Raw genomic sequence first — 20380 nt, 5'->3', positions numbered from 1 at the left:
GTTTGTCTCCCTCGCGATTCCGACGGGTGAGCATGCCGACTTCGATCAGCCGATTTCCGGGGTTCTGGATTGGCTCGGCACGAAAGAGCAAGCCGACGACCTCGCCGACCGCTATCTACGAATCTTGACCGCAATGGTCAGTGCTCCGCAGTCGGTGCTCGGCGCTGTGGACTTGCTCCGCGCGGACGCGCGCCAGGCGCTTGTACCGCCCGTTCTGCCGACCACGCCGGTCCGAACGCTCTCCGACATCTTCGCCGACCGTGTTCGCGCGACCCCCGACGCGATCGCCGTCGTGGGCGACGAGCGAGTGTCGTACCTCGAACTCGATCGACGATCGAATCGGTTGGCGCGCAAGCTCGTCGATCATGGTGTGCAATCGGAGTCGCTGGTCGGAATCATGCTGCCGAAATCCGTCGACATGATTGTCGCGGCTGTCGCGGTGCTGAAGGCCGGCGGCGGATATCTCCCGCTCGATCGTGCGCACCCGGCCGAGCGCTTGGCGTATGTGGTCGAGGATGCGCAACCGGTGTGCATCATCTCCGATTCCACCTTCCCGAACCCCACCTTCCCGAACTCCGATGTGACGGTCGTCGGAGTCGACTCCGACGAGTACTCCGGTGCGAGTCTGGAAGCCGATGAGCGCCCGCGTGCCCACGGAGCCGACAATCTGGCGTACGTGATCTACACCTCGGGTTCTACGGGTCGTCCCAAAGGCGTCTCCGTCACCCATGCCACCGTGGTGCGATTGTTCGAGAACACGCACGTCGAATTCGGATTCGACGGCAGCGACGTGTGGACGATGTTCCACTCGTTCGCCTTCGACTTCTCGGTGTGGGAACTGTGGGGCGCGCTGCTCCACGGTGGAACTCTGGTGCTGGTCGATCACGAAGTCTCACGCGACCCCGATGCCTTCCGAGCGCTGGTTGCTGCGGAAGGCGTCACGGTGCTCAATCAGACGCCTTCGGCCTTCTACCAGTTCATCGAAGCGGACCTTCGGGCCGATTCACTGACTCGGCTCCGGTTCGTGATCTTCGGTGGCGAAGCGTTGGACCTGCGTCGACTCGGGCGCTGGTACGACAATCACCCGGGCTACGACAATCACGCGAAATCCGGGCCCGCGCTCGTCAACATGTACGGCATCACCGAGACGACGGTGCACGTCACGCATCTCGAACTCGACCGACCGAGCGCGAGTTCGGTTACCGGCAGCCGGATCGGTGACGCTATCGACGGACTTCGTGTGTACCTGCTCGACGAGCATCTCTCGCCGGTCCCGGTGGGAATCGCGGGGGAGATCTACGTCACGGGCGGTCAACTCGCCCGTGGTTATCTGGGCCGGCCCGATCTCACCGCGGGCCGGTTCGTCGCGGATCCGTTCAATGCCGGCGGACGACGGCTGTATCGCTCCGGCGACCGCGCACGCTGGATCGCGCCCGGACAACTCGAGTACCTCGGACGCGGCGACGCACAGGTCAAGATCCGCGGATTCCGGATCGAACTCGCCGAGATCGATTCCGTCATCCTCAGCGCGCCGGGAATCGACGACGCCGTGACCGTCGTGGCTCCGACGCCGGCCGGTGGCGCTCTCGTGACGTACGTGACGGCTTCCGGCGCCGTGGACGTCGACGTCCTCCGCGCCCACGCGGCCGAAGTCCTCCCGACCTACATGGTTCCCGACGCCTTCATGGTCATCGATTCAATTCCGTTGACCACCAACGGAAAACTCGACCGGCGTGCGCTGCCGTCGCCGATCCTGGCCTCCACCAAGGCCTTCCGGCCTCCGACGACACCGATCGAGGGCAAGGTTGCCGCGGTTCTGGCTGACATCCTGGGTAGCGGACCGCTCGGACTCGACGACAATTTCTTCCATCTGGGCGGAAACTCGCTGGTAGCGACGACGGCGGTAGCGCGCTTGACCGAATCTACCGGGGTTCGGATGCCGCTGCGTGCTCTCTTCGATCACCCCACGGTGTCCGGGATCGCGGCGACCATCGAGCGTGCCGCACAGACGCCGGACGCCGACGGTATTCAGGTAGTGGTCAGGCCGGCGGTACTACCGCTCGCTCCCGCGCAGCAGCGACTGTGGTTCCTCAACCGTGTCGCACCGGAATCAGGTGCCTACAACATTCCGCTGGCGGTGTCGCTGCGCGGCGACGTCGACGCCGACGCACTGGGCGCCGCGATCATGGACGTGGTGACCCGCCACGAGTCACTGCGCACCGTGTTTCCTCAGGTCGGGGACAACGCAACGCAAAAGGTTCTGGGCCTCGGTGAGGGTATCGCGGGGCTCGAGTCGATCGAGGTGGAACGCGAAAGCCTCGAGAGGGTGATCTTCGAATTCTCTTCGGCCGGTTTCGATCTCGTTCGCGAACGCCCGGTGCGCTACTTGCTGATCACTGTCGGCGACGACAAGGAGGGCAGAGACGAGGAAGCCGTCCTCGTCGTAGTTCTGCATCACATGGTGGCCGACGGTTGGTCACTCGCGCCGCTGGCCGCCGACCTCACCGGCGCCTACGCGGCCCGTGTCGGCGGCAACGGACCGCAGTGGGCGCCCCTTCCCGTTCAATATGCCGACTATGCGCTCTGGCACCGGGAACACCTCGGTGACACTACATCCGCCCAGTCTCTTGCCCACTCCCAAATTGCCTTCTGGAAGCAGCGCCTGGCGGGAGCGCCCAAGCAACTCCACCTGCCGACAGACCGTCTGCGCCGACTCGATCCGTCCATGCGCGGAGCCGGCGTCGACATCAGGATCGGCGCTTCCACCCACCAGAAGCTCGTTGCGCTCGCTGCGGATCACGACGCCACTACATTCATCGCGCTGCACGCGTGCTTCGCGCTCCTTCTGGCCCGCTACAGCGGCACTGACGACATCGTCGTCGGAACACCGGTGGCTGGACGAGGGGACAGGTCTCTCGATCTGCTGGTCGGCATGTTCGTGAACACCCTTGCCTTGCGGACCGTCGTCGATCGTGATGCACCCTTCGGGGAGTACCTCGCGCAGGTCAGAGCCGTCGATGTGGATGCCTTCGACAATGCGGACGTGCCGTTCGACGTCGTCGTGGACGCGCTCGAACTGGACCGCTCGTCCTCGCATCACCCGGTCTTTCAGGCGGCCATCACCTCGCGGATAACCACCACTCACACAGCTGAACTCGCAGGAGTGTCGATGACGGCGCGGGCGGTGGAGACGGGGCTGACCAAATTCGATCTCGAACTCACCGTCACGGAGCGTCGCGAGGGCGGGTCCGCAGCGGGAATCGATGCCACGTTCACCTATTCCACCGATCTGTTCGACAAAACGACCGTCGAAGCGTTGGCGCGTAACTTTGTGACACTCGTGGAATCGGCAGTGTCGGAACCGTCTGCACCGGTTGGTGACCTTCGTGTACTCGGCGCCCGGGAGAGCGCCGTGATATTGCCGCGGCGCGGTGACCTCTCGCTCGGCGAATCGACCTTGGCGCAGATCCTGGGCGAGAGCGCGCTGGCCCATCCCGACGCGATCGCCCTCGAAGACTCCGAGCGGTCACTCACGTACGCAGAGTTGGAGCGCCGATCGAATCGGATTGCTCGATACCTCATGGACCTGGGCGTCGGCCCCGAAACGCCGGTCGCGCTGGCCGTCGCCCGATCGGTCGACTCGGTGCTCGCAGTCTGGGCGGTCACCAAAGCCGGCGGCGTTTTCGTCCCGGTCGATCCTCGCTATCCCGCAGATCGCGTTGCGCACATGCTCAAAGATTCGGGGGTGCGCATCGGAATTCGGTCCGCCGAGGTTGCGGCTGGTCCGGCGGTCGGGGGGAACGTCGCGGTCTGGATCGACCTCGGCGACGCGGACACCGTTGCAGAATGTGCCGCCTACTCCGATGCTGCGATCGACGAAGCGGACAGAACGGGATCGATCTCTGCGGCCTCGGCTGCGTACGTCATCTACACGTCCGGCTCGACCGGAGTGCCGAAGGGCACCGTCGTCACTCACGCGGGTTTGGTCAATCTTGCTCGCGAACAACAGGATCGGTACCGGATCACCGCTGATTCGCGGACTCTGCATTTTGCGTCGCCGAGCTTCGACGGCGCCGTGCTCGAACTTCTGCTCGCCGGTTCGACCGGCGCGACGATGGTGATCGCACCCGCCGACATCTACGGAGGGGAGGCGTTGAGCGAGTTCCTCCGAAGCCGCGAGGTCACTCATGCCTTCATCACTCCGGCTGCTCTGGCAACCGTCGATCCGGCGGGCGTGACGGCACTGGAATGCGTCGTCGTCGGCGGCGATGTGTGCACTCCGGAACTGGTCTCGAGCTGGGCTAACGGGCGCAGACTGCACAACGGATACGGTCCGACCGAAACCACCGTCATGGTCGCCATCAGTGATCCACTTTCACCGGGCGAGCCGATCACCATCGGCGGTCCCATCCGCGGGATCGACGCCGTGGTGCTCGACGCCCGGCTGCAACCGGTCCCCATCGGCGGCGTCGGCGAGCTGTACATCGGTGGGCCGGGCCTCGCGCGTGGCTACCACCTCCGGCCTGCACTGACGTCGGATCGTTTTGTCGCGCATCCGTACTCGACGCCGGGTGCCCGGATGTACCGAACCGGTGATCTTGTCCGCTGGACCAAGGACCTCACCCTTCGTTACGTGGGCCGTAGCGATCATCAGCTCAAGATCCGCGGGTTCCGCATCGAACTCGGCGAGATCGACGCTGCCCTGATGGATTCCCCTCTCGTGCACTTCGCGACGACAATTCCCGTCGAATCTGCTGCCGGCACCGCCCTGGCGTCGTACGTGCTGCTGAACGGACACGCTGATACCGAGTCGCTCTTTGCCACCCTCGCCGAGACGCTGCCGCGCTACATGATTCCGTCGTCGATCACCCCGATCGACGCGATTCCGCTGACCCCGGTCGGCAAACTCGATCGCAGAGCACTACCGACGCCGATTCCGCGCGAAATCCTCGGAACGGGTCGTGATCCGGAGCCCGGGCTCGAACGAACCGTCGCCGACATCTTCGCCTCACTGCTCGACGTATCCGAGGTCCGGGCCGCCGACAGCTTCTTCGATCTCGGAGGCAACTCCCTCGTAGCGACGCAGGTGTCCGCACGGTTGAGCGCAGCGACGGGATTCGCCGTGGACGTGCGCTCGATCTTCGAAGCACCGACCGTCGAAGCTCTCGCTGCGCGTCTGGCGGCGAACGCCGAAGAATCAGACGATCGACCTGCCCTGAGCGCCGGTGCTCGCCCGGACCGCCTGCCACTCTCCGCTGCACAACAGCGACTGTGGTTCGTCAATCGCTTCGATCCGCAGTCCTCGGTCTACAACATCCCGTTCGCGATCCGGATCACCGGACACATCCTCGGCGATGCACTCGAAGACGCACTTGCGGACGTCGTCGCACGCCACGAGGTACTTCGAACGATCTACGTCGACAGCGCGGACGGCCCGAGCCAGGTCATCCGAGCGCTTTCCGACGTGCAGTTCTCCATCGAGCAGTATGTCGGTTCCGAAGGAGTCGACGCGGCGACGACGGAGTTTGCGGCGCGGGGGTTCGATCTCGGTTCGGATCTACCGATTCGGGCACTGCTCGTGCGCGAGGACACGGACGCTCACGTACTGGTCGTCGTCATCCACCACATCGCGTTCGACGGCTGGTCTCTGACTCCCTTTGCCACAGATTTCATCGCTGCGTACACCGCGCGCGTTGTCGGAGATGCACCAGTTCTTGCGCCGCTCGACGTGCAGTACGCCGATTACGCGCTGTGGCAGCAAGACTCGCTCGGACAAATCAACGATCCGGAGTCTCTGGTTGCCCGCGAGCTGACGTTCTGGACAGCTGCCATGGCGGGTGCCCCGGACGAGGTACTGCTACCCGTGGATCGCGCACGCGGATCTGTCACCACCAACGCTGTCGGATCGGTCCCGATCGTCATCGACGCGGCGACGGGGGAGCGACTCGGCGCCCTGGCGCGGCGGAGTGGTACGACGCAATTCATGGTCGTACACGCGATCCTGGCGGTTGTTCTCGCCCGTCTCGGTGCAACCGACGACGTGGTGATCGGGACTCCGGTAGCGGGCCGCGGGCGACCCGAACTGGATTCCCTGATCGGGATGTTCGTCAATTCGGTACCGCTTCGCACACCGGTCGGTCATCGAGCGTCGTTCACCTCTCTGCTCGAGGTGGTCCGCGATCTCGACCTTGCCGCCTTCGCGCACGCCGAGCTGCCCTTCGAGGTGCTGGTCGACGCTCTCGATCTCGACCGGTCCACCACACGGCACCCCCTGTTCCAGGTCATGCTGTCGTACCACCAGAATCTGCTCTCGCCGCAGGTCACGGTCCACGACGCGCATCTAGAGGCGCAGCCACTCGAACCGTCCGTCGCGAAGTTCGACCTCGAGTTCACCCTGCTGGCCGGCGATTCCGAGAACACGGAGATCACCGGATCGCTCAGGTTTGCCGAGGCGCTCTTCGACACCGTCACCGCAGAATCGATCGCCGCCCGTGTGCAGTCTGTGGCCCGCGCCGTCGCCGCCGAACCGGACACGGCGATCGACGACATCGAATTCCTCAGCACCCTCGAGCGGGCGTCGCTGATGCCGGTTCGCGGTCCGGCGTGGACAGCCGCGCGTACCTTGGCCGAGATCTTGACGCGGACTGCTACCCGCTCAGGCGAATCGGTGGCCCTTCGATCCGGTGACACCACCGTGCTCTACCGCGACCTGTTCGCCCGTGCGTCTTCCCTTGCCCGGCGCTTGACCACCGAGGGGATCGGCGCCGAAGATATTGTGGCAATAGCCATTCCGCGTTCGATCGACTCGATCGTCGCGTTGTGGGGCGTTGCCTTGACCGGTGCCGCGTTTGTTCCGGTCGATCCGAGATATCCCGCCGATCGAATTCTGCACATGCTCACCGATTCGGGTGCCACCCGCGGAGTGACGACGGAAGCGGTGATCGAGTCGCTGCCCCGCCCGGTTCCGTGGATGACGATGGGCGGCATCTACGACGACGGTGTCGGGCAGCCGGTTCCGGCTGCACCGATCCGAATCGACAACCTCGCCTACATCATCTACACCTCCGGATCGACGGGAAAGCCCAAGGGCGTCAGCGTCACTCACCGTGGCCTGAGCGCATTGGCGGCCGAGCAGACGGCGCGTTACGGCATCTCGGCGCAGTCGCGGACGCTCCACTTCTCTTCGCCGAGTTTCGACGCATCCATTCTCGAACTGCTGCTCGCCGTGGGTGAGGGCGGGGCGATGGTGATCGCAACTCCCGACGTGTACGGCGGCGAGGACCTCGCGAAACTTGTCACCGATCACCAGGTGACCCACGCGTTCATCACGCCGGCTGCACTGGCCTCGGTCGATCCCACCGGGCTGGACGTCTTGCAGTCGATCGTTGTCGGCGGTGAGGCCTGCTCACCCGAACTGGTCCGCAAGTGGGCACCCGGTCGCCGGTTGTTCAACGGATACGGGCCGACGGAAACCACCGTCATGGTGTGCATCAGCGATGCCCTTACGGCGGGGGAGACCGTGACCATCGGCGGACCCGTCCGCGGCGTGTCCGCGGTGGTTCTCGACGGTTCCGCTCGGCCGGTTCCCGTCGGGGTCACCGGTGAGCTCTACATCGCCGGCCTGGGACTTGCCCGCGGCTACCTCGACCAACCCGCCTTGACGGCGACGCGATTCGTGGCGGCGCCGTTCGGTCCGGCCGGCACCCGCATGTACCGGACCGGAGACCTGGTTCGGTGGACGCCGCACGAGACGCTCGAATACGTCGGACGCTCTGATCACCAGGTGAAAGTGCGCGGATTCCGCATCGAACTGGGCGAGATCGACTCCGTACTCAGCGCATACCCCGGCGTCGAGTTCGCGGTCACCGTGGGCGTGAACGCAGCCTCCGGTGAGACGATGTTGGCGTCGTACGTGGTACTCGGCACGGAATCCGTCGAGGTGGACGAGCTGTTGAGTCACGCGCGCCGCTCGCTCCCGGCCTTCATGGTGCCGTCGGCGATCACCCCGATCGAGCGCGTTCCGCTCACCCCCGTCGGGAAACTCGACCGAGCCGCGCTGCCTGCGCCGACACTGCGTTCGTCCGAACGAAGTGTCGAGCCGCTGATCACCGAGACCGAATTCCAGGTCGCCGGCGTCGTGGCGGAACTGCTGGGAATCGAACAGATCAGTGCGTCGGACAGCTTCTTCGAACTCGGTGGCAACTCACTGCTCGCCACCAGACTGGCCCAGCGACTCGGCGAGTCGTTGGGCAGGCAGGTGCCTGTCCGAATGCTGTTCGAGCACCCCGAAATTCGGGAACTTGCCACCGCGCTCGACACATCCGCCGGGGCGAAGGCGCTTCCACCGATCACCGCCGTAGACCGCCCCGAGCGAATTCCGCTGTCCTACGCGCAAGCACGCATCTGGTTCCTCAACCAGATGGATCCCGGCTCACCCGCGTACAACGTCCCTGCTGCGATCTCCCTCGACGGTGCACTCGACGTGCCGGCCCTCGAAGCTGCGGTCCTCGACGTGATCGAAAGGCACGAAATCCTGCGCACGGTGTTCCCCGACTCCGGCACCGGTCCACACCAGGTGATCCAGGACGCGTTCACCTCGCTGGAATTCGGAAACGCCGACACCCGCGAACCGGCAGAGCTCGCCCGAGAGTTTGCGTCGCGCGGATTCGACGTCACAACCCAAGCCCCCGTTCGGGCACTTCTGCTCGAGTCGACACCGCAGCACCACACTCTGGTCATCGTGATCCACCACATCGCGGCGGACGGGTGGTCGATCGCCCCGTTGATGAAGGACGTGCTCACCGCCTACGTCGCGAGAAGTTCGGGGCACGCCCCCGAGTTCACGCCCCTCGAGGTGCACTACGCGGACTTCGCCATCTGGCAGCGGGAAGCGCTGGGCGCGGTGAACGAATCCGAGAGCGTGCTCGGGGCACAGGCGTCGTACTGGCGGGAGACGTTGCGGGGAGCCCCCGAGCTGATCGACCTTCCCAGCGATCGAACTCGCCCGCTCACCCAGTCGTTGAGCGGTGCCCACACCGCGGTCTCGCTCCCGGCGCACACCCGGATCGCGGTCGAGGCGGTTGCCGCCGCGAATGCGGCGACGCCGTTCATGGTGTTGCACGCTGCATACGCGGTGCTGCTGTCCAGCCTCAGCCGGAGCACCGACATCGTGATCGGATCCCCGGTCGCCGGGCGCGGACACCGAGTTCTCGACGACCTCGTCGGGATGTTCGTGGGCACGGTAGGGCTGCGTACGACGATTGACCCCGGATCCACTTTCGTCGACGTCCTGCGTACTGTCCGCTCCGTCGATCTCGACGCCTTCGCCCACGCGGACATTCCGTTCGAGCAGGTCGTGGACGTGGTGGCGCCGACCCGGAGCACCGACCGTCATCCGGTTTTCCAGACGATGATCTCGTTCCACGGCGCTCATCCGACGGCGTGGGATCTCCCGGGACTTACCGTTCGCGCCCACGAGATCACACCGGACATCGCCAAGTACGACCTGCAGTTCACCGTTGTCGAACAGACCGCGGAGGAAGGCGGCGGCTACGAGGCCTCCCTCACCTACGCGAAGGATCTCTTCGACACCGATACGGCGGAGTCGTTTGCAGTGATGCTGGAAACGATCGTCGAGACACTTTCCGCCCAGCCCTCCGTCGTCGTCGGTGACGTGGATCTTGCGGGACATGGTCGGCGCGCGCTGCACGGACGTCCGGCCGGCGATGCTCTGACCTTGCCGGAACTGCTGCTTCGCGGCGCCGCCGATCCGCATTCCCTGGCACTTGTCGACGTCGCCGCATCCACCACGCTCACGTACGGCGAACTCGACCGCCGCTCCGACGCGATGGCGTTTGCACTGATCGCTCGCGGAATCACTCCGGAAATGGTTGTGGCACTGGCGCTTCCAAGGTCAGCCGACTACGTGATCGCGCTCTGGGCCGTGGCGAAAGCAGGCGGAGTGTTCCTTCCCGTCGATCCCGCGTATCCCGCCGAGCGGATCGAGCACATGCTCACCGACAGTGGGGCAGTCCTCGGTATCACCAGAGGCCGGTATCTGGCCGAACTCCCGGATGCCACGTCGTGGATCGAACTCGACGCAGCCGAATTCACCGCCGAAATCGAGGCCGTCCATTCCGAGACTCTGCCCGACGCGCCACTCGAGCTCGACAATCCGGCCTACCTGATCTACACCTCGGGCTCGACCGGAAAACCCAAGGGCGTGTTGGTCACTCACGCCGGACTGGCAGCGTTCGCCGACGAGCAGCGTGAACGCTTCGGGGTCACCACACACTCCCGCGCTCTGAGCTTCGCCTCGACGAGCTTCGACGCTTCGGTTCTCGAGCTGTTGCTGGCGTTCGGCGCCGGCGCAACGATGGTGATCGCGCCGCCGACAATTATCGGCGGCGTCGAATTGCACGAATTGCTCGACGAGCAGGCAATCACCCATGCGTTTGTGACTCCGGCCGCGCTGGCAACTGTCGATCCCGCTGGACTCGACCATCTCGAAGCCGTAGTCGTCGGCGGCGATGCGTGCTCTGCCGACCTCGTATCTCGGTGGGCCCCGGGGCGTCGAATGTTCAACGCGTACGGCCCCACCGAGGCAACCGTCGCGGTAACCGTCAGCGATTCGCTCGCAGCGGGGGAGCCCGTCACGATCGGCGGTCCGATCCGCGGCGTGGACGCGATGGTTCTCGATGCCCGCCTGCGCTCGGTACCCGGCCGGGTCGTCGGGGAGCTCTACGTCAGCGGCGACGGTCTCGCCCGCGGGTACCTCGGCAACCCCGCGCTGACGGCGACGCGGTTCGTCGCCGACCCGCACGGACCCGAGGGCGCTCGGATGTACCGAACCGGGGATCTCGTGCGTGAAGATCGTGCGGGGTCGCTTGTCTGCCTCGGACGCGCGGACCACCAGGTCAAGGTGCGAGGGTTCCGGATCGAACTCGGCGAAATCGACGCGGTGCTGGCGTCGGAGGCGTCTGTGCATTCGGCCGTGAGCGTGGTCGTCGGTGAAGGTGGCGACGCTCGGATTGTCGCGTACGTCGTCCCGGCCAACGGGGACGTCGACGCCTCCGCGTTACGCCGCCACGCAGGTATATCCCTGCCTGCGCACATGATCCCGTCCGCTGTTGTCGCGATCGATGCAGTCCCGACCACACCGGCCGGCAAGCTGGATCGCACCGCTCTTCCGGCTCCCCTCTGGGAGTCGCCCAGTGGACGCGCCCCGGAAGGCAGCGACGAGATCGCGATCTGCGCTGCTTTCGCAGAGGTGCTGGATCTCGCCGACGCCGACACCTTCGCCAATTCGAGTTTCTTCGAACTTGGCGGAAACTCACTCATGGCAACGCGTTTGGTCGCTGCCATCAAGGAACGCACCGGCCTGACCGTCCCCGTCGCGTGGATATTCTCCGACCCGACTCCGGAGGCATTGGCGCGCAGACTCTTCGAACTCGAGGAAAAAGTTGTGACAAGTGACGCGGATACCTCCGCTCTTGCAGTAGTTCTGCCACTGCGGCCGGAAGGCCGCGCCGAGCCACTGTTCTGCATCCATCCGGCCATCGGATTGGCCTGGTGTTACGGGGCGCTCGATCGTTACGTCGATTCGAGCCGGCCGCTGTACGGCCTGCAGTCGCCGGTCCTGACGGACCCCGAATTCCGGGCGGAGCTGATCGAGGACTTCGCGGCGCGGTACGTCGAGGAAATCCGCGGCGTCCAGCCGCACGGTCCGTATCACCTGCTGGGGTGGTCGATCGGCGGATTGATCGCCCATGCGGCGGCGGTGCAGTTGCAAGCAGCCGGTGAGAGCGTCGCCGACCTGATTCTGCTCGACAGCTTCGTTCTCGAAGACCCGACTATGGCAGGTGCGCAGCCTTCTCTCGCCGAACTGATCGGCGGGTTGGGGATCTCGGTGCCGGACACCGACGAGCGCGATCTGACACCCGAGGACGCCGAAGAACTCTTGCGCGGAGCCATCGGCGATCATCCCTTGGTCTCGAGCGAGCGGATCGAGCGACTGTTCGAGGAGTACTCGGCCGGCGCCGAGCTGGCACACCGTTACCGTCCGGGCAAGTTCGTGGGCGATCTGCTCTTCTTCTCGGCACAGACCGACACCTTCGACCCACTGCGGACTGCGTCGGCGTGGCGCCCGTTCGTGTCCGGGGTGATCATCGACCGTCCGGTGCCCACGTCACACGCCGAGATGTTCACCGAAGCAGGGCTGGACGCTGTCGGACCCGTGATCAACCTGGCAGTCGGAACGGGCCGTCACGCCGCCCCGGACGTCGACGCGGAACTGGACGCTCTGATCGAGGTTCAGGACGTGCGCGGCTGACTCAGGCGCGCTTCTTCGCTCGCGTCTTGCTTCCACTCGTTTTGCCGGCAGAGGTTTTGCTTGCGTTCGACTTAGCTTCGTCCACACTGCGCTGGAGTGCGGCAACCAGGTCGACCACTTCTGCGTCGGTGCCTTCCTGATCGACCTCGGCGGCAGGGATGACCTTCTTGCCGCCGTTCTCGATCATCTCGTCGAGCAACTGCCGCAGTTGGAGTTGGTAATCGTCGGTGAACTCGGTCGGATCGAAGTCGCCCGCCATGCTCTCGACGAGCGTCTGCGCCATCTTCAGTTCCTTGACCTTCGGCTTCTCCACGTCGTCGAGCGAGGGGAACTCTGCGGCGCGAACTTCGTCAGGCCAGAGAAGCGTCTGGATCACGAGGACGCCGTCGCGGGCGCGCATCGCGGCCAGACGCGTCTTCTGCCGCAGCGTGAAGTGCACGAGTGCTGTTCGATCGCTCTCGGTGAGCACAGTCGAGAGCAGGACGTACGCCTTCGGTGACGCCGAATCCGGTTCGAGGAAGTAGCTCTTCTCGAACAAGATCGGGTCGATCTGATCGTTCGGCACGAATTCCAGCACCGGAATCTCGTGCTTCTCGGCGGCTGGGAGCTTGTTGAAGTCCTCGTCGCTCAAGATGACGCGCGATCCGTCTTCCGAGTCGTACGCCTTGTCGATGTCCGCGAACTGAACCGTGTTTCCGCACTCGGAACACACACGGTTGTACTTGATGCGGCCACCGTCTTTTGCATGGACCTGGTGAAATCGGATGTCGTGGTCCTCGGTCGCCGAGTACACCTTGACCGGGACGTTGACCAGACCGAAGGCTATCGAGCCTTTCCAAATCGAGCGCATGCCTCCCATGATGGTCGCCGCCGGCCGTTTGCGCGAGGCAAACGATCACGGTTGATCCCGAACCGTTGCGTGTGGATGGGTCGGTTCGGGGCGTATCGAGCGGGTATCCGCTTCGAGAACCCGACTCGCACACCTGGGGGGACGCTTCGATGAGAATCCGAACCTACCGTCGACGCTTCACCGCGGCGCTGGCGATTTCACTGGTTCCACTGCTGTTCGCACCTTGGCCCGCAACAGCCGAAGAGGCACGCACCGTCAGGGTCACCGTTCGTTCGGATGCGATGGACCGCGACATACCACTCGAGGTGATCCTTCCCGCCGACACCAGCGCCCCACGCCCGACGCTGTATCTGCTCAACGGCGCCGGCGGTGGCGAGGACAGTGCAACGTGGGAAGGACGGACGGATGTCCTGGACTTCTTCGCCGACAAGAACGTCAACGTCGTGACGCCGTTGGAAGGAGCGTTCAGCTACTACACCGATTGGCAGAAAGACGATCCCGTACTCGGACGCAACAAGTGGCAGACATTTCTCACCCGCGAACTACCGCCAGTGATCGACGCGCAGTTCGGCACCAACGGGGTCAATTCCATCGCGGCGATCTCGATGACGGCGACCTCGGTTCTCAACCTCGCGATCTCAGCCCCAGGGCTCTATCGCAGTGTCGGTGCCTACAGCGGGTGCGCGGAGACTTCCACCCAGCCAGGGCAGGACTACGTGCGGCTGGTGGTCGGCGCGCGGGGAGGCGCTGACCCGACAAACATGTGGGGACCGTTCGACGGTCCCGGATGGCGCGAGAACGATCCCGTCGTGAACGCGGAGAAACTGCGAGGAACCGAACTGTACGTCTCCACCGGTTCCGGGCTGCCAGGTCCACACGACAACCTTCAGGCACCCGATGTGAACGGAAATCCCGGAGCGCTCCTGAATCAGATCATCGTCGGCGGCATCATCGAATCCGCGGTCAACGGGTGCACGCACGGACTGGCGGACCGACTGAACGCTCTGGGCATCCCCGCGACCTTCGACTTCAAGCCGACCGGAACACACTCGTGGGGTTACTGGCAGGACGACCTACACAATTCCTGGCCGATGATCGCCGGCTCGATGGGAACGCAGTAGTCGGTCCAGAGTGCTCACCTCAGAAACGGCGCGCGCATCAACGTCTTTCGGATGTGCCACGGTGACGATCGGAACAGGGATGCCATCACCTTCGCCGTCGCGGACGCGTCCCGCCGATCGGACAGGTAGGACCGCTGCGCCTCGATCGGTAGATCGAAGAACGTGTCGAAAAATGTCGCGACCTCGCCCGAGTCGAGGGAGAGAAGTGCATTCAGGCCAACGCGGCGAAGGGCAGACACCGCCCTGGCCGACCGCGGCCAGAGTGCCGCGTTGGGATCCCCACCGTCGGCGATTGCTTTCGCGACAGCGTCTGCCTCGGCGAGTGAGGAGGCAACGCTGTATCCGGTTCCCGGATGCATCAAACCGCCTCGCCCGCCGAACCGGAGGATGCCGTCCGGTGAGGACCCCCTCGGGCCTTCGACCGCAAAACGGACTCGCTCGACCGGCGCGTCGTCGGGCACTTCGCAGCCCCGATTGTGAAGTCGGGTGCGCAGACGTGCTTCGAGTTCGCGGAGCCCCAACGCCGGCCGGCCGACGAGGCAGGTCTCCTCGAGGAGAACTCGCTCGTCATCGAGTGGGACCGCATATAGGAACGACGGGGCGTCGGCGTCGGAAGTGCCGTTGTCTCTTCGCCAGTCCATGAACCAGGCTTCGCCATCACCCAGAATCGGATAGGCCAGGGCGCGGTCGACGATCACTCCGAAGGCCGTCTGCTGCGCGGTTGTCACCGTCAAATCGGTGCCCCTGGCATCGATGACGATGGATCCCGTCAGCTGCGATCCGTCCACGCACACGACGGTGGTGGGGGACAGTGTTCGAGCGCTCAAAGCTCTGAACTGCATGGAAGCATCAGAGAGAAATGATTGCAGTAATGGTGTATTCAATACGCAATAAGCGCGATCAAGCGTTTTCTGTCCATCGGTCCACACGTTCGGACGTTGAATCCGGCTCGCGATCACCTCGTCCGGCAGCCACGACGGAAGCTCGTCCGCCCACGCCGAATACGTCGGAGTCCACACCCGATGGGGATGCGGATCGACAACGACGACGGTGAGTTGCCGGGCGATACAGCGGGTCGCGAGTGCCCGTCCGGCCGGGCCACCACCGACGATCACCACGTCGGCGGAGGAGTTTTCTGTGCTCACGACCGGCGCACTACATCGATCCCGTTGCGAGCAGACCGCCGTCGACCCGCACGGTTTCGCCGGTGATCCACGCCGCCGCGTCGGAGACGAGGAAGCCGACCAGTCCGGCAACGTCTTCGGGAGTGCCGAGTCGTTTCATCGGGTAGCCCGCCGACGCCTTGTCCTCGCCGGCAGCGACCAAGGCCGCCGCAAACTGCGTCTTGACGATCCCGGGAGCCACGGCATTGACACGAATCTTCGGTCCCAGTTGCCAGGCCAGTTCTTCCGTCAAACGGATGAGCGCAGCCTTCGACGCGCCGTACGCGGCGATCACGCCCGTCGATCGGATCCCGGCCACGCTGGCCAGATTCACAACCGCCCCACCGTGTTCTCCCATCCACGCCCGATGCGCTTGTTGGACGTAACCGAGGGCGGCAACCACGTTCACGTCGAAAATCTTGCGCACGGCGTCGAGGTCCGCCTCCATGAGCGAACCGAAGACAGGATTGATGCCGGTGTTGTTGACCAGAATGTCGAGTGAACCGAATTCGGAGACGGCGCGGTCGACGGCGCCGGAGCGGGATTCGGCATCGGCAGCGTTGCCCGCGAATGCGACGACCTTTCCGCCGTGACCCAGAGCGGACAGTTCTGTTGCGGCGGCTTCGAGGGGCTCCGGCTTGCGGGCGGTGATCAGGACGTCTGCGCCGCGCGCGAGGAGTTCGGCGGCGACAGCTTTGCCGATCCCGCGACTTGCGCCGGTGACGATGGCGGCGCGGCCTTCGAGGTCGCGAGGACGAGTGCTGTTTTCGCTAGTCATGTCCCGAACGTTAGCGGACTCACACGCTGCTGGTCGGAACGACCGTCAGGTCACGGTAAAATCGATAGTTCTTGTGTCTGAAGTCAGGCATTGTTTACCCGTATTCGTCGTTTTTCCTGAGGAGTTTGCTTGATTACCGCCACTGACCTCGAAGTTCGTGCCGGTGTCCGCACCCTTCTCACGGCTCCCGGGCCCTCGCTGCGCATCCAGCCGGGCGATCGGATCGGACTCGTCGGACGTAACGGAGCCGGAAAGACGACCACACTGCGCATCCTGGCCGGTGAAGGTGAGGCATACGCGGGAAGCGTCGTACGCACCGGCGAACTCGGATACCTCCCTCAGGACCCCAAGGAGGGTGACCTGAGCATCCTCGCGAAGGACCGGGTTCTCTCCGCACGAGGCCTCGACACGATGCTCCGCGAGATGGAGAAGCAGCAGATCCTGATGGGCGAGGTGCTCGATCAGGAATCCCAGGATCGCGCCGTCAAGAAGTACGGCCAGCTCGAGGATCGGTTCTCGGCCCTCGGCGGATACGAAGCCGAGAGTGAAGCCGCACGAATCACCAGCAGCCTCGGACTCGAAGACCGTATTCTCGGGCAGCCGCTCAGCACATTGTCCGGTGGTCAGCGTCGTCGCGTCGAATTGGCACGAATCCTCTTTGCCGCCTCGGACGGCAGCGGTGCCCGCTCGGACACGACGCTGCTCCTCGACGAGCCCACCAACCACCTCGACGCCGACTCCATCACCTGGCTGCGTGGATTCCTCCAGAACCACGAGGGTGGACTGGTGGTCATCAGCCACGACATCGACCTGCTCAACGACGTCGTCAACCGCGTGTGGTTCCTCGATGCCGTCCGCGGTGAGGCCGACGTCTACAACATGAACTGGAAGAAGTACCTCGACGCACGCGCCACGGACGAGCAGCGTCGCCGTCGCGAGCGCGCCAATGCCGAGAAGAAGGCCGGCGCGCTGCGGATTCAGGCTGCGAAGATGGGCGCGAAGGCAACCAAGGCCGTCGCCGCGCAAAACATGGCGAAGCGAGCCGACAAGTTGATGGCGAACCTCGACGCAGAACGCGTCTCGGACAAGGTGGCGCGGATTCGTTTCCCCGAACCCGCAGCGTGTGGCAAGACTCCACTGATGGGCAAGAACCTCACCAAGGTGTACGGCTCGCTCGAGATCTTCACCGGTGTCGATCTCGCGATCGACCGTGGATCGCGTGTGGTCATCCTCGGACTCAACGGTGCGGGTAAGACCACGTTGCTCCGCATCCTCGCGGGCGCCGAGAAGGCGGACGCGGGCGAGCTGATCGCCGGTCACGGACTCAAGGTCGGATACTTCGCTCAGGAGCACGACACTCTCGACGACGACGCATCCGTGTGGGAGAACATCCGCCACGCCGCGCCGGACACAGGGGAGCAGGAACTGCGTTCGCTGCTCGGTGCCTTCATGTTCACCGGCCCGCAGCTCGAACAGCCGGCCGGAACGCTCTCGGGTGGTGAGAAGACGCGTCTGGCTCTGGCCGGTCTGGTGTCGTCGGCCGCCAACGTTCTGCTTCTCGACGAGCCCACCAACAACCTGGACCCGATCTCACGCGAGCAGGTGCTCGACGCGCTCCGCAGCTACACAGGCGCCGTCGTTCTGGTCACTCACGATCCGGGTGCTGCCGAGGCACTCAACCCCGAGCGCGTCATCCTCCTGCCCGACGGCAACGAGGACCACTGGTCGCAGGAGTACCTCGAGCTGATCCAGCTCGCCTAACCCCCTGTGAGTGGTTAGGGAGTGCCCGCACTCCTCAACCACTCACGGGGGCGAAGCCCCTCAATCCCTTCGCCGCACAGACTCCTCGACCAGGTCGAGAACAGCGGAAAGGTTGTCGACGCCGTGGCCGGAGGCGATTCTCGCGACCAGGCCGTCCATCACCAGATCCAGATACCCGATCAGGATTTCTGTGGGAACGTCGTCACGGAGTCGGCCGGCCGATTTCTGTCGGGCGAGTCGCGCACTGGTCGCTTCCGTCAATTCTGCGGAGCGCTGCGACCATTTCTCACGGAAATCGGCGTCGTTGCGTAGTCGGCGCGCTATCTCCAGTCGCGTTCCCAGCCAATCGAATTGATCGGGCTGCGCGAGCATGTCCCGCATGACCTGGACGAGGCCCTCTTCGGCGACGACATCTGCCATCCGGCTCGCATCCTCGCTTGCGAGAGCGAGGAACAAGCCGTCCTTGTCCTTGAAGTGATGAAAGATCGCTCCCCGGGACAAACCGGTGACTTCTTCGAGACGGCGAACTGTGGCGCCGTCGTAGCCGTATTCCGCAAAGCAGCGGCGGGCGCCGTCAAGGATCTGACTGCGCCGTGCCGCGAGATGGTCTTCACTGACCTTGGGCACGGGCATCCCTCCTTTGTCGGGTTGCCTGTGAGCACTTTCGGCCGTAGGCGCTGAATGTCGACTCAGTGCACAAAGCGCTCACGACCACCGATGAAACATGGTTCGCCTTCGGCGAAAGTGGTCGTGAGCGCTTTGTGACCCGTCATGGGCCGAAAGTGCTCACAGGCACGTAGTGCCTACTAGCCCCGGATCATGTTGCGAAGCACGTACTGCAGGATGCCACCGTTGCGGTAGTAATCCGCTTCGCCGGGGGTATCGATGCGTACGACTGCGTCGAACACGACCTTCTCGCCGTTCTCGCGCGTCGCCGTGACCTTCATGGTCTTCGGGGTGACGCCCTCGTTGAGCTTCTCGACGCCTTCGATGTCGAAGGTCTCGGTGCCGTCGAGCTTGAGCGAACCTGCGGACTCGCCGACCGGGAACTGCAGCGGGACAACGCCCATGCCGATGAGGTTGGAGCGGTGGATGCGCTCGAACGACTCGGTGATGACGGCCTTGACGCCGAGCAGGCTGGTGCCCTTGGCTGCCCAGTCACGCGAGGATCCGGAGCCGTACTCCTTGCCGCCCAGGACGACCAGCGGGATGCCGGCTGCCTGGTAGTTCTGCGACGCGTCGTAGATGAATGCCTGCGGTGCGCCTTCCTGCGTGAAGTCGCGGGTGTATCCACCGGAGACGTCGTCGAGGAGCTGGTTGCGCAGACGGATGTTCGCGAAAGTACCGCGAATCATGACCTCGTGGTTACCGCGACGCGAGCCGAGCGAGTTGTAATCCGCACGCTCGACGCCGTGAGAGTCGAGGTACTGCGCGGCGGGGGTACCGACCTTGATCGGACCTGCCGGGCTGATGTGGTCGGTGGTGACCGAGTCGCCGAGCAGCGCGAGGACGCGGGCGCCCTTGATGTCCTTGACCGGAGCCGGATCCATCGTCATGCCGTCGAAGTAGGGTGGCTTCCGCACGTAGGTGGAGTTCACGTCCCACTCGAAGGTGTCACCCTTCGGGGTTTCGAGGTTCTGCCAGCGGCTGTCGCCCGCAAAGATGGTTGCGTACGACTTGCGGAACATGTCCTGGTCGATCGAGGACTTGATGGTCTCTTCGATTTCCTGCGTGGACGGCCAGATGTCCTTGAGGTAGACGGGGTTTCCGTCGGTGTCGTTACCGAGCGAATCGGTCTCGAAGTCGAAGTCCATGGTTCCGGCGAGGCCGTAGGCAATCACCAGCGGCGGGGAAGCCAAGTAGTTCATCTTGACGTCGGGGGAGATACGTCCCTCGAAGTTACGGTTACCCGAGAGCACCGCGGTGACCGAGAGGTCGTTGTCGTTGATCGCCTTGGAGACTGCCTCGGGCAGCGGTCCGGTGTTACCGATGCACGTGGTGCAGCCGTAACCACCGAGGTAGTAGCCGAGCTTCTCGAGGTACGGCCACAGGCCGGCCTTCTCGTAGTAGTCGGTCACGACCTGCGAACCGGGAGCCATGTTGGTCTTGACCCACGGCTTGGTGGCAAGGCCCTTTTCGACGGCGTTGCGTGCGAGCAGTGCAGCGCCGAGCATGACCGACGGGTTGGACGTGTTGGTGCAGGACGTGATGCCGGCAACAACGACGGCGCCGTGGTCGAGAACGAACTCACCGGCGTCGGACTTGACGACAACCGGCTTGCTCGGACGGCCTTCTGCACCGTTGGCAGCGGAGAGAACGTCGACCGCTCCGTCGTCGGCAAACGACAGAACTGCGGGGTCGGAAGCCGGGAAGGAT

The 20380-nt window shown here is 64.5% G+C and carries 8 protein-coding genes; 3 read left to right on the top strand and 5 right to left on the bottom strand.

Annotation, left to right across the window (positions count from 1 at the left end):
• The first annotated feature begins 133 nt into the window (after positions 1-133).
• Positions 134-12331 (top strand): amino acid adenylation domain-containing protein, encoded by a 12198-nt coding sequence (locus ACFQ6H_RS27080; protein WP_378649818.1) that lies wholly within the window; start codon positions 134-136, stop codon positions 12329-12331.
• 1 nt (position 12332) lies between these two features.
• Here the strand turns inward: ACFQ6H_RS27080 and ACFQ6H_RS27075 are convergent, their stop codons facing one another.
• Positions 12333-13190, bottom strand: coding sequence for a Ku protein (locus ACFQ6H_RS27075; RefSeq protein ID WP_378649776.1), 858 nt, complete (start codon positions 13188-13190; stop codon positions 12333-12335).
• Positions 13191-13330: 140 nt separating this feature from the next.
• On the opposite strand from ACFQ6H_RS27075, the gene ACFQ6H_RS27070 reads away from it, so the two are divergent.
• Complete coding sequence (locus ACFQ6H_RS27070) at positions 13331-14302, top strand: alpha/beta hydrolase (RefSeq protein WP_378649774.1); 972 nt, start codon at positions 13331-13333, stop codon at positions 14300-14302.
• 14 nt (positions 14303-14316) lie between these two features.
• Here the strand turns inward: ACFQ6H_RS27070 and ACFQ6H_RS27065 are convergent, their stop codons facing one another.
• Positions 14317-15447 (bottom strand): lycopene cyclase family protein, encoded by a 1131-nt coding sequence (locus ACFQ6H_RS27065; protein WP_378649772.1) that lies wholly within the window; start codon positions 15445-15447, stop codon positions 14317-14319.
• 10 nt (positions 15448-15457) lie between these two features.
• The gene (locus tag ACFQ6H_RS27060; protein ID WP_378649770.1) at positions 15458-16243 is read right to left on the bottom strand and encodes an SDR family oxidoreductase; all 786 of its coding nucleotides are present in this window, start codon (positions 16241-16243) and stop codon (positions 15458-15460) included.
• A gap of 129 nt (positions 16244-16372) precedes the next feature.
• On the opposite strand from ACFQ6H_RS27060, the gene ACFQ6H_RS27055 reads away from it, so the two are divergent.
• Positions 16373-18004, top strand: a complete 1632-nt coding sequence (locus tag ACFQ6H_RS27055) for an ABC-F family ATP-binding cassette domain-containing protein (RefSeq protein WP_378649768.1) — start codon at positions 16373-16375, stop codon at positions 18002-18004.
• A gap of 60 nt (positions 18005-18064) precedes the next feature.
• Here the strand turns inward: ACFQ6H_RS27055 and ACFQ6H_RS27050 are convergent, their stop codons facing one another.
• Together ACFQ6H_RS27050 and acnA are read right to left on the bottom strand one after the other, a co-directional pair.
• The gene (locus ACFQ6H_RS27050; protein WP_214886600.1) at positions 18065-18631 is read right to left on the bottom strand and encodes a TetR/AcrR family transcriptional regulator; all 567 of its coding nucleotides are present in this window, start codon (positions 18629-18631) and stop codon (positions 18065-18067) included.
• A 179-nt stretch (positions 18632-18810) separates the two neighbouring features.
• On the bottom strand, positions 18811-20380 hold a 1570-nt coding region (gene acnA / locus ACFQ6H_RS27045; RefSeq protein ID WP_378649766.1), incomplete at its 5' end, for an aconitate hydratase AcnA.

It is taken from the genome of Rhodococcus sp. NPDC056506 (assembly GCF_042794945.1).
In the GTDB taxonomy this organism is placed as follows: Bacteria; Actinomycetota; Actinomycetes; order Mycobacteriales; family Mycobacteriaceae; genus Rhodococcus_F.
This window is presented reverse-complemented; position numbering and strand designations above follow the sequence as displayed.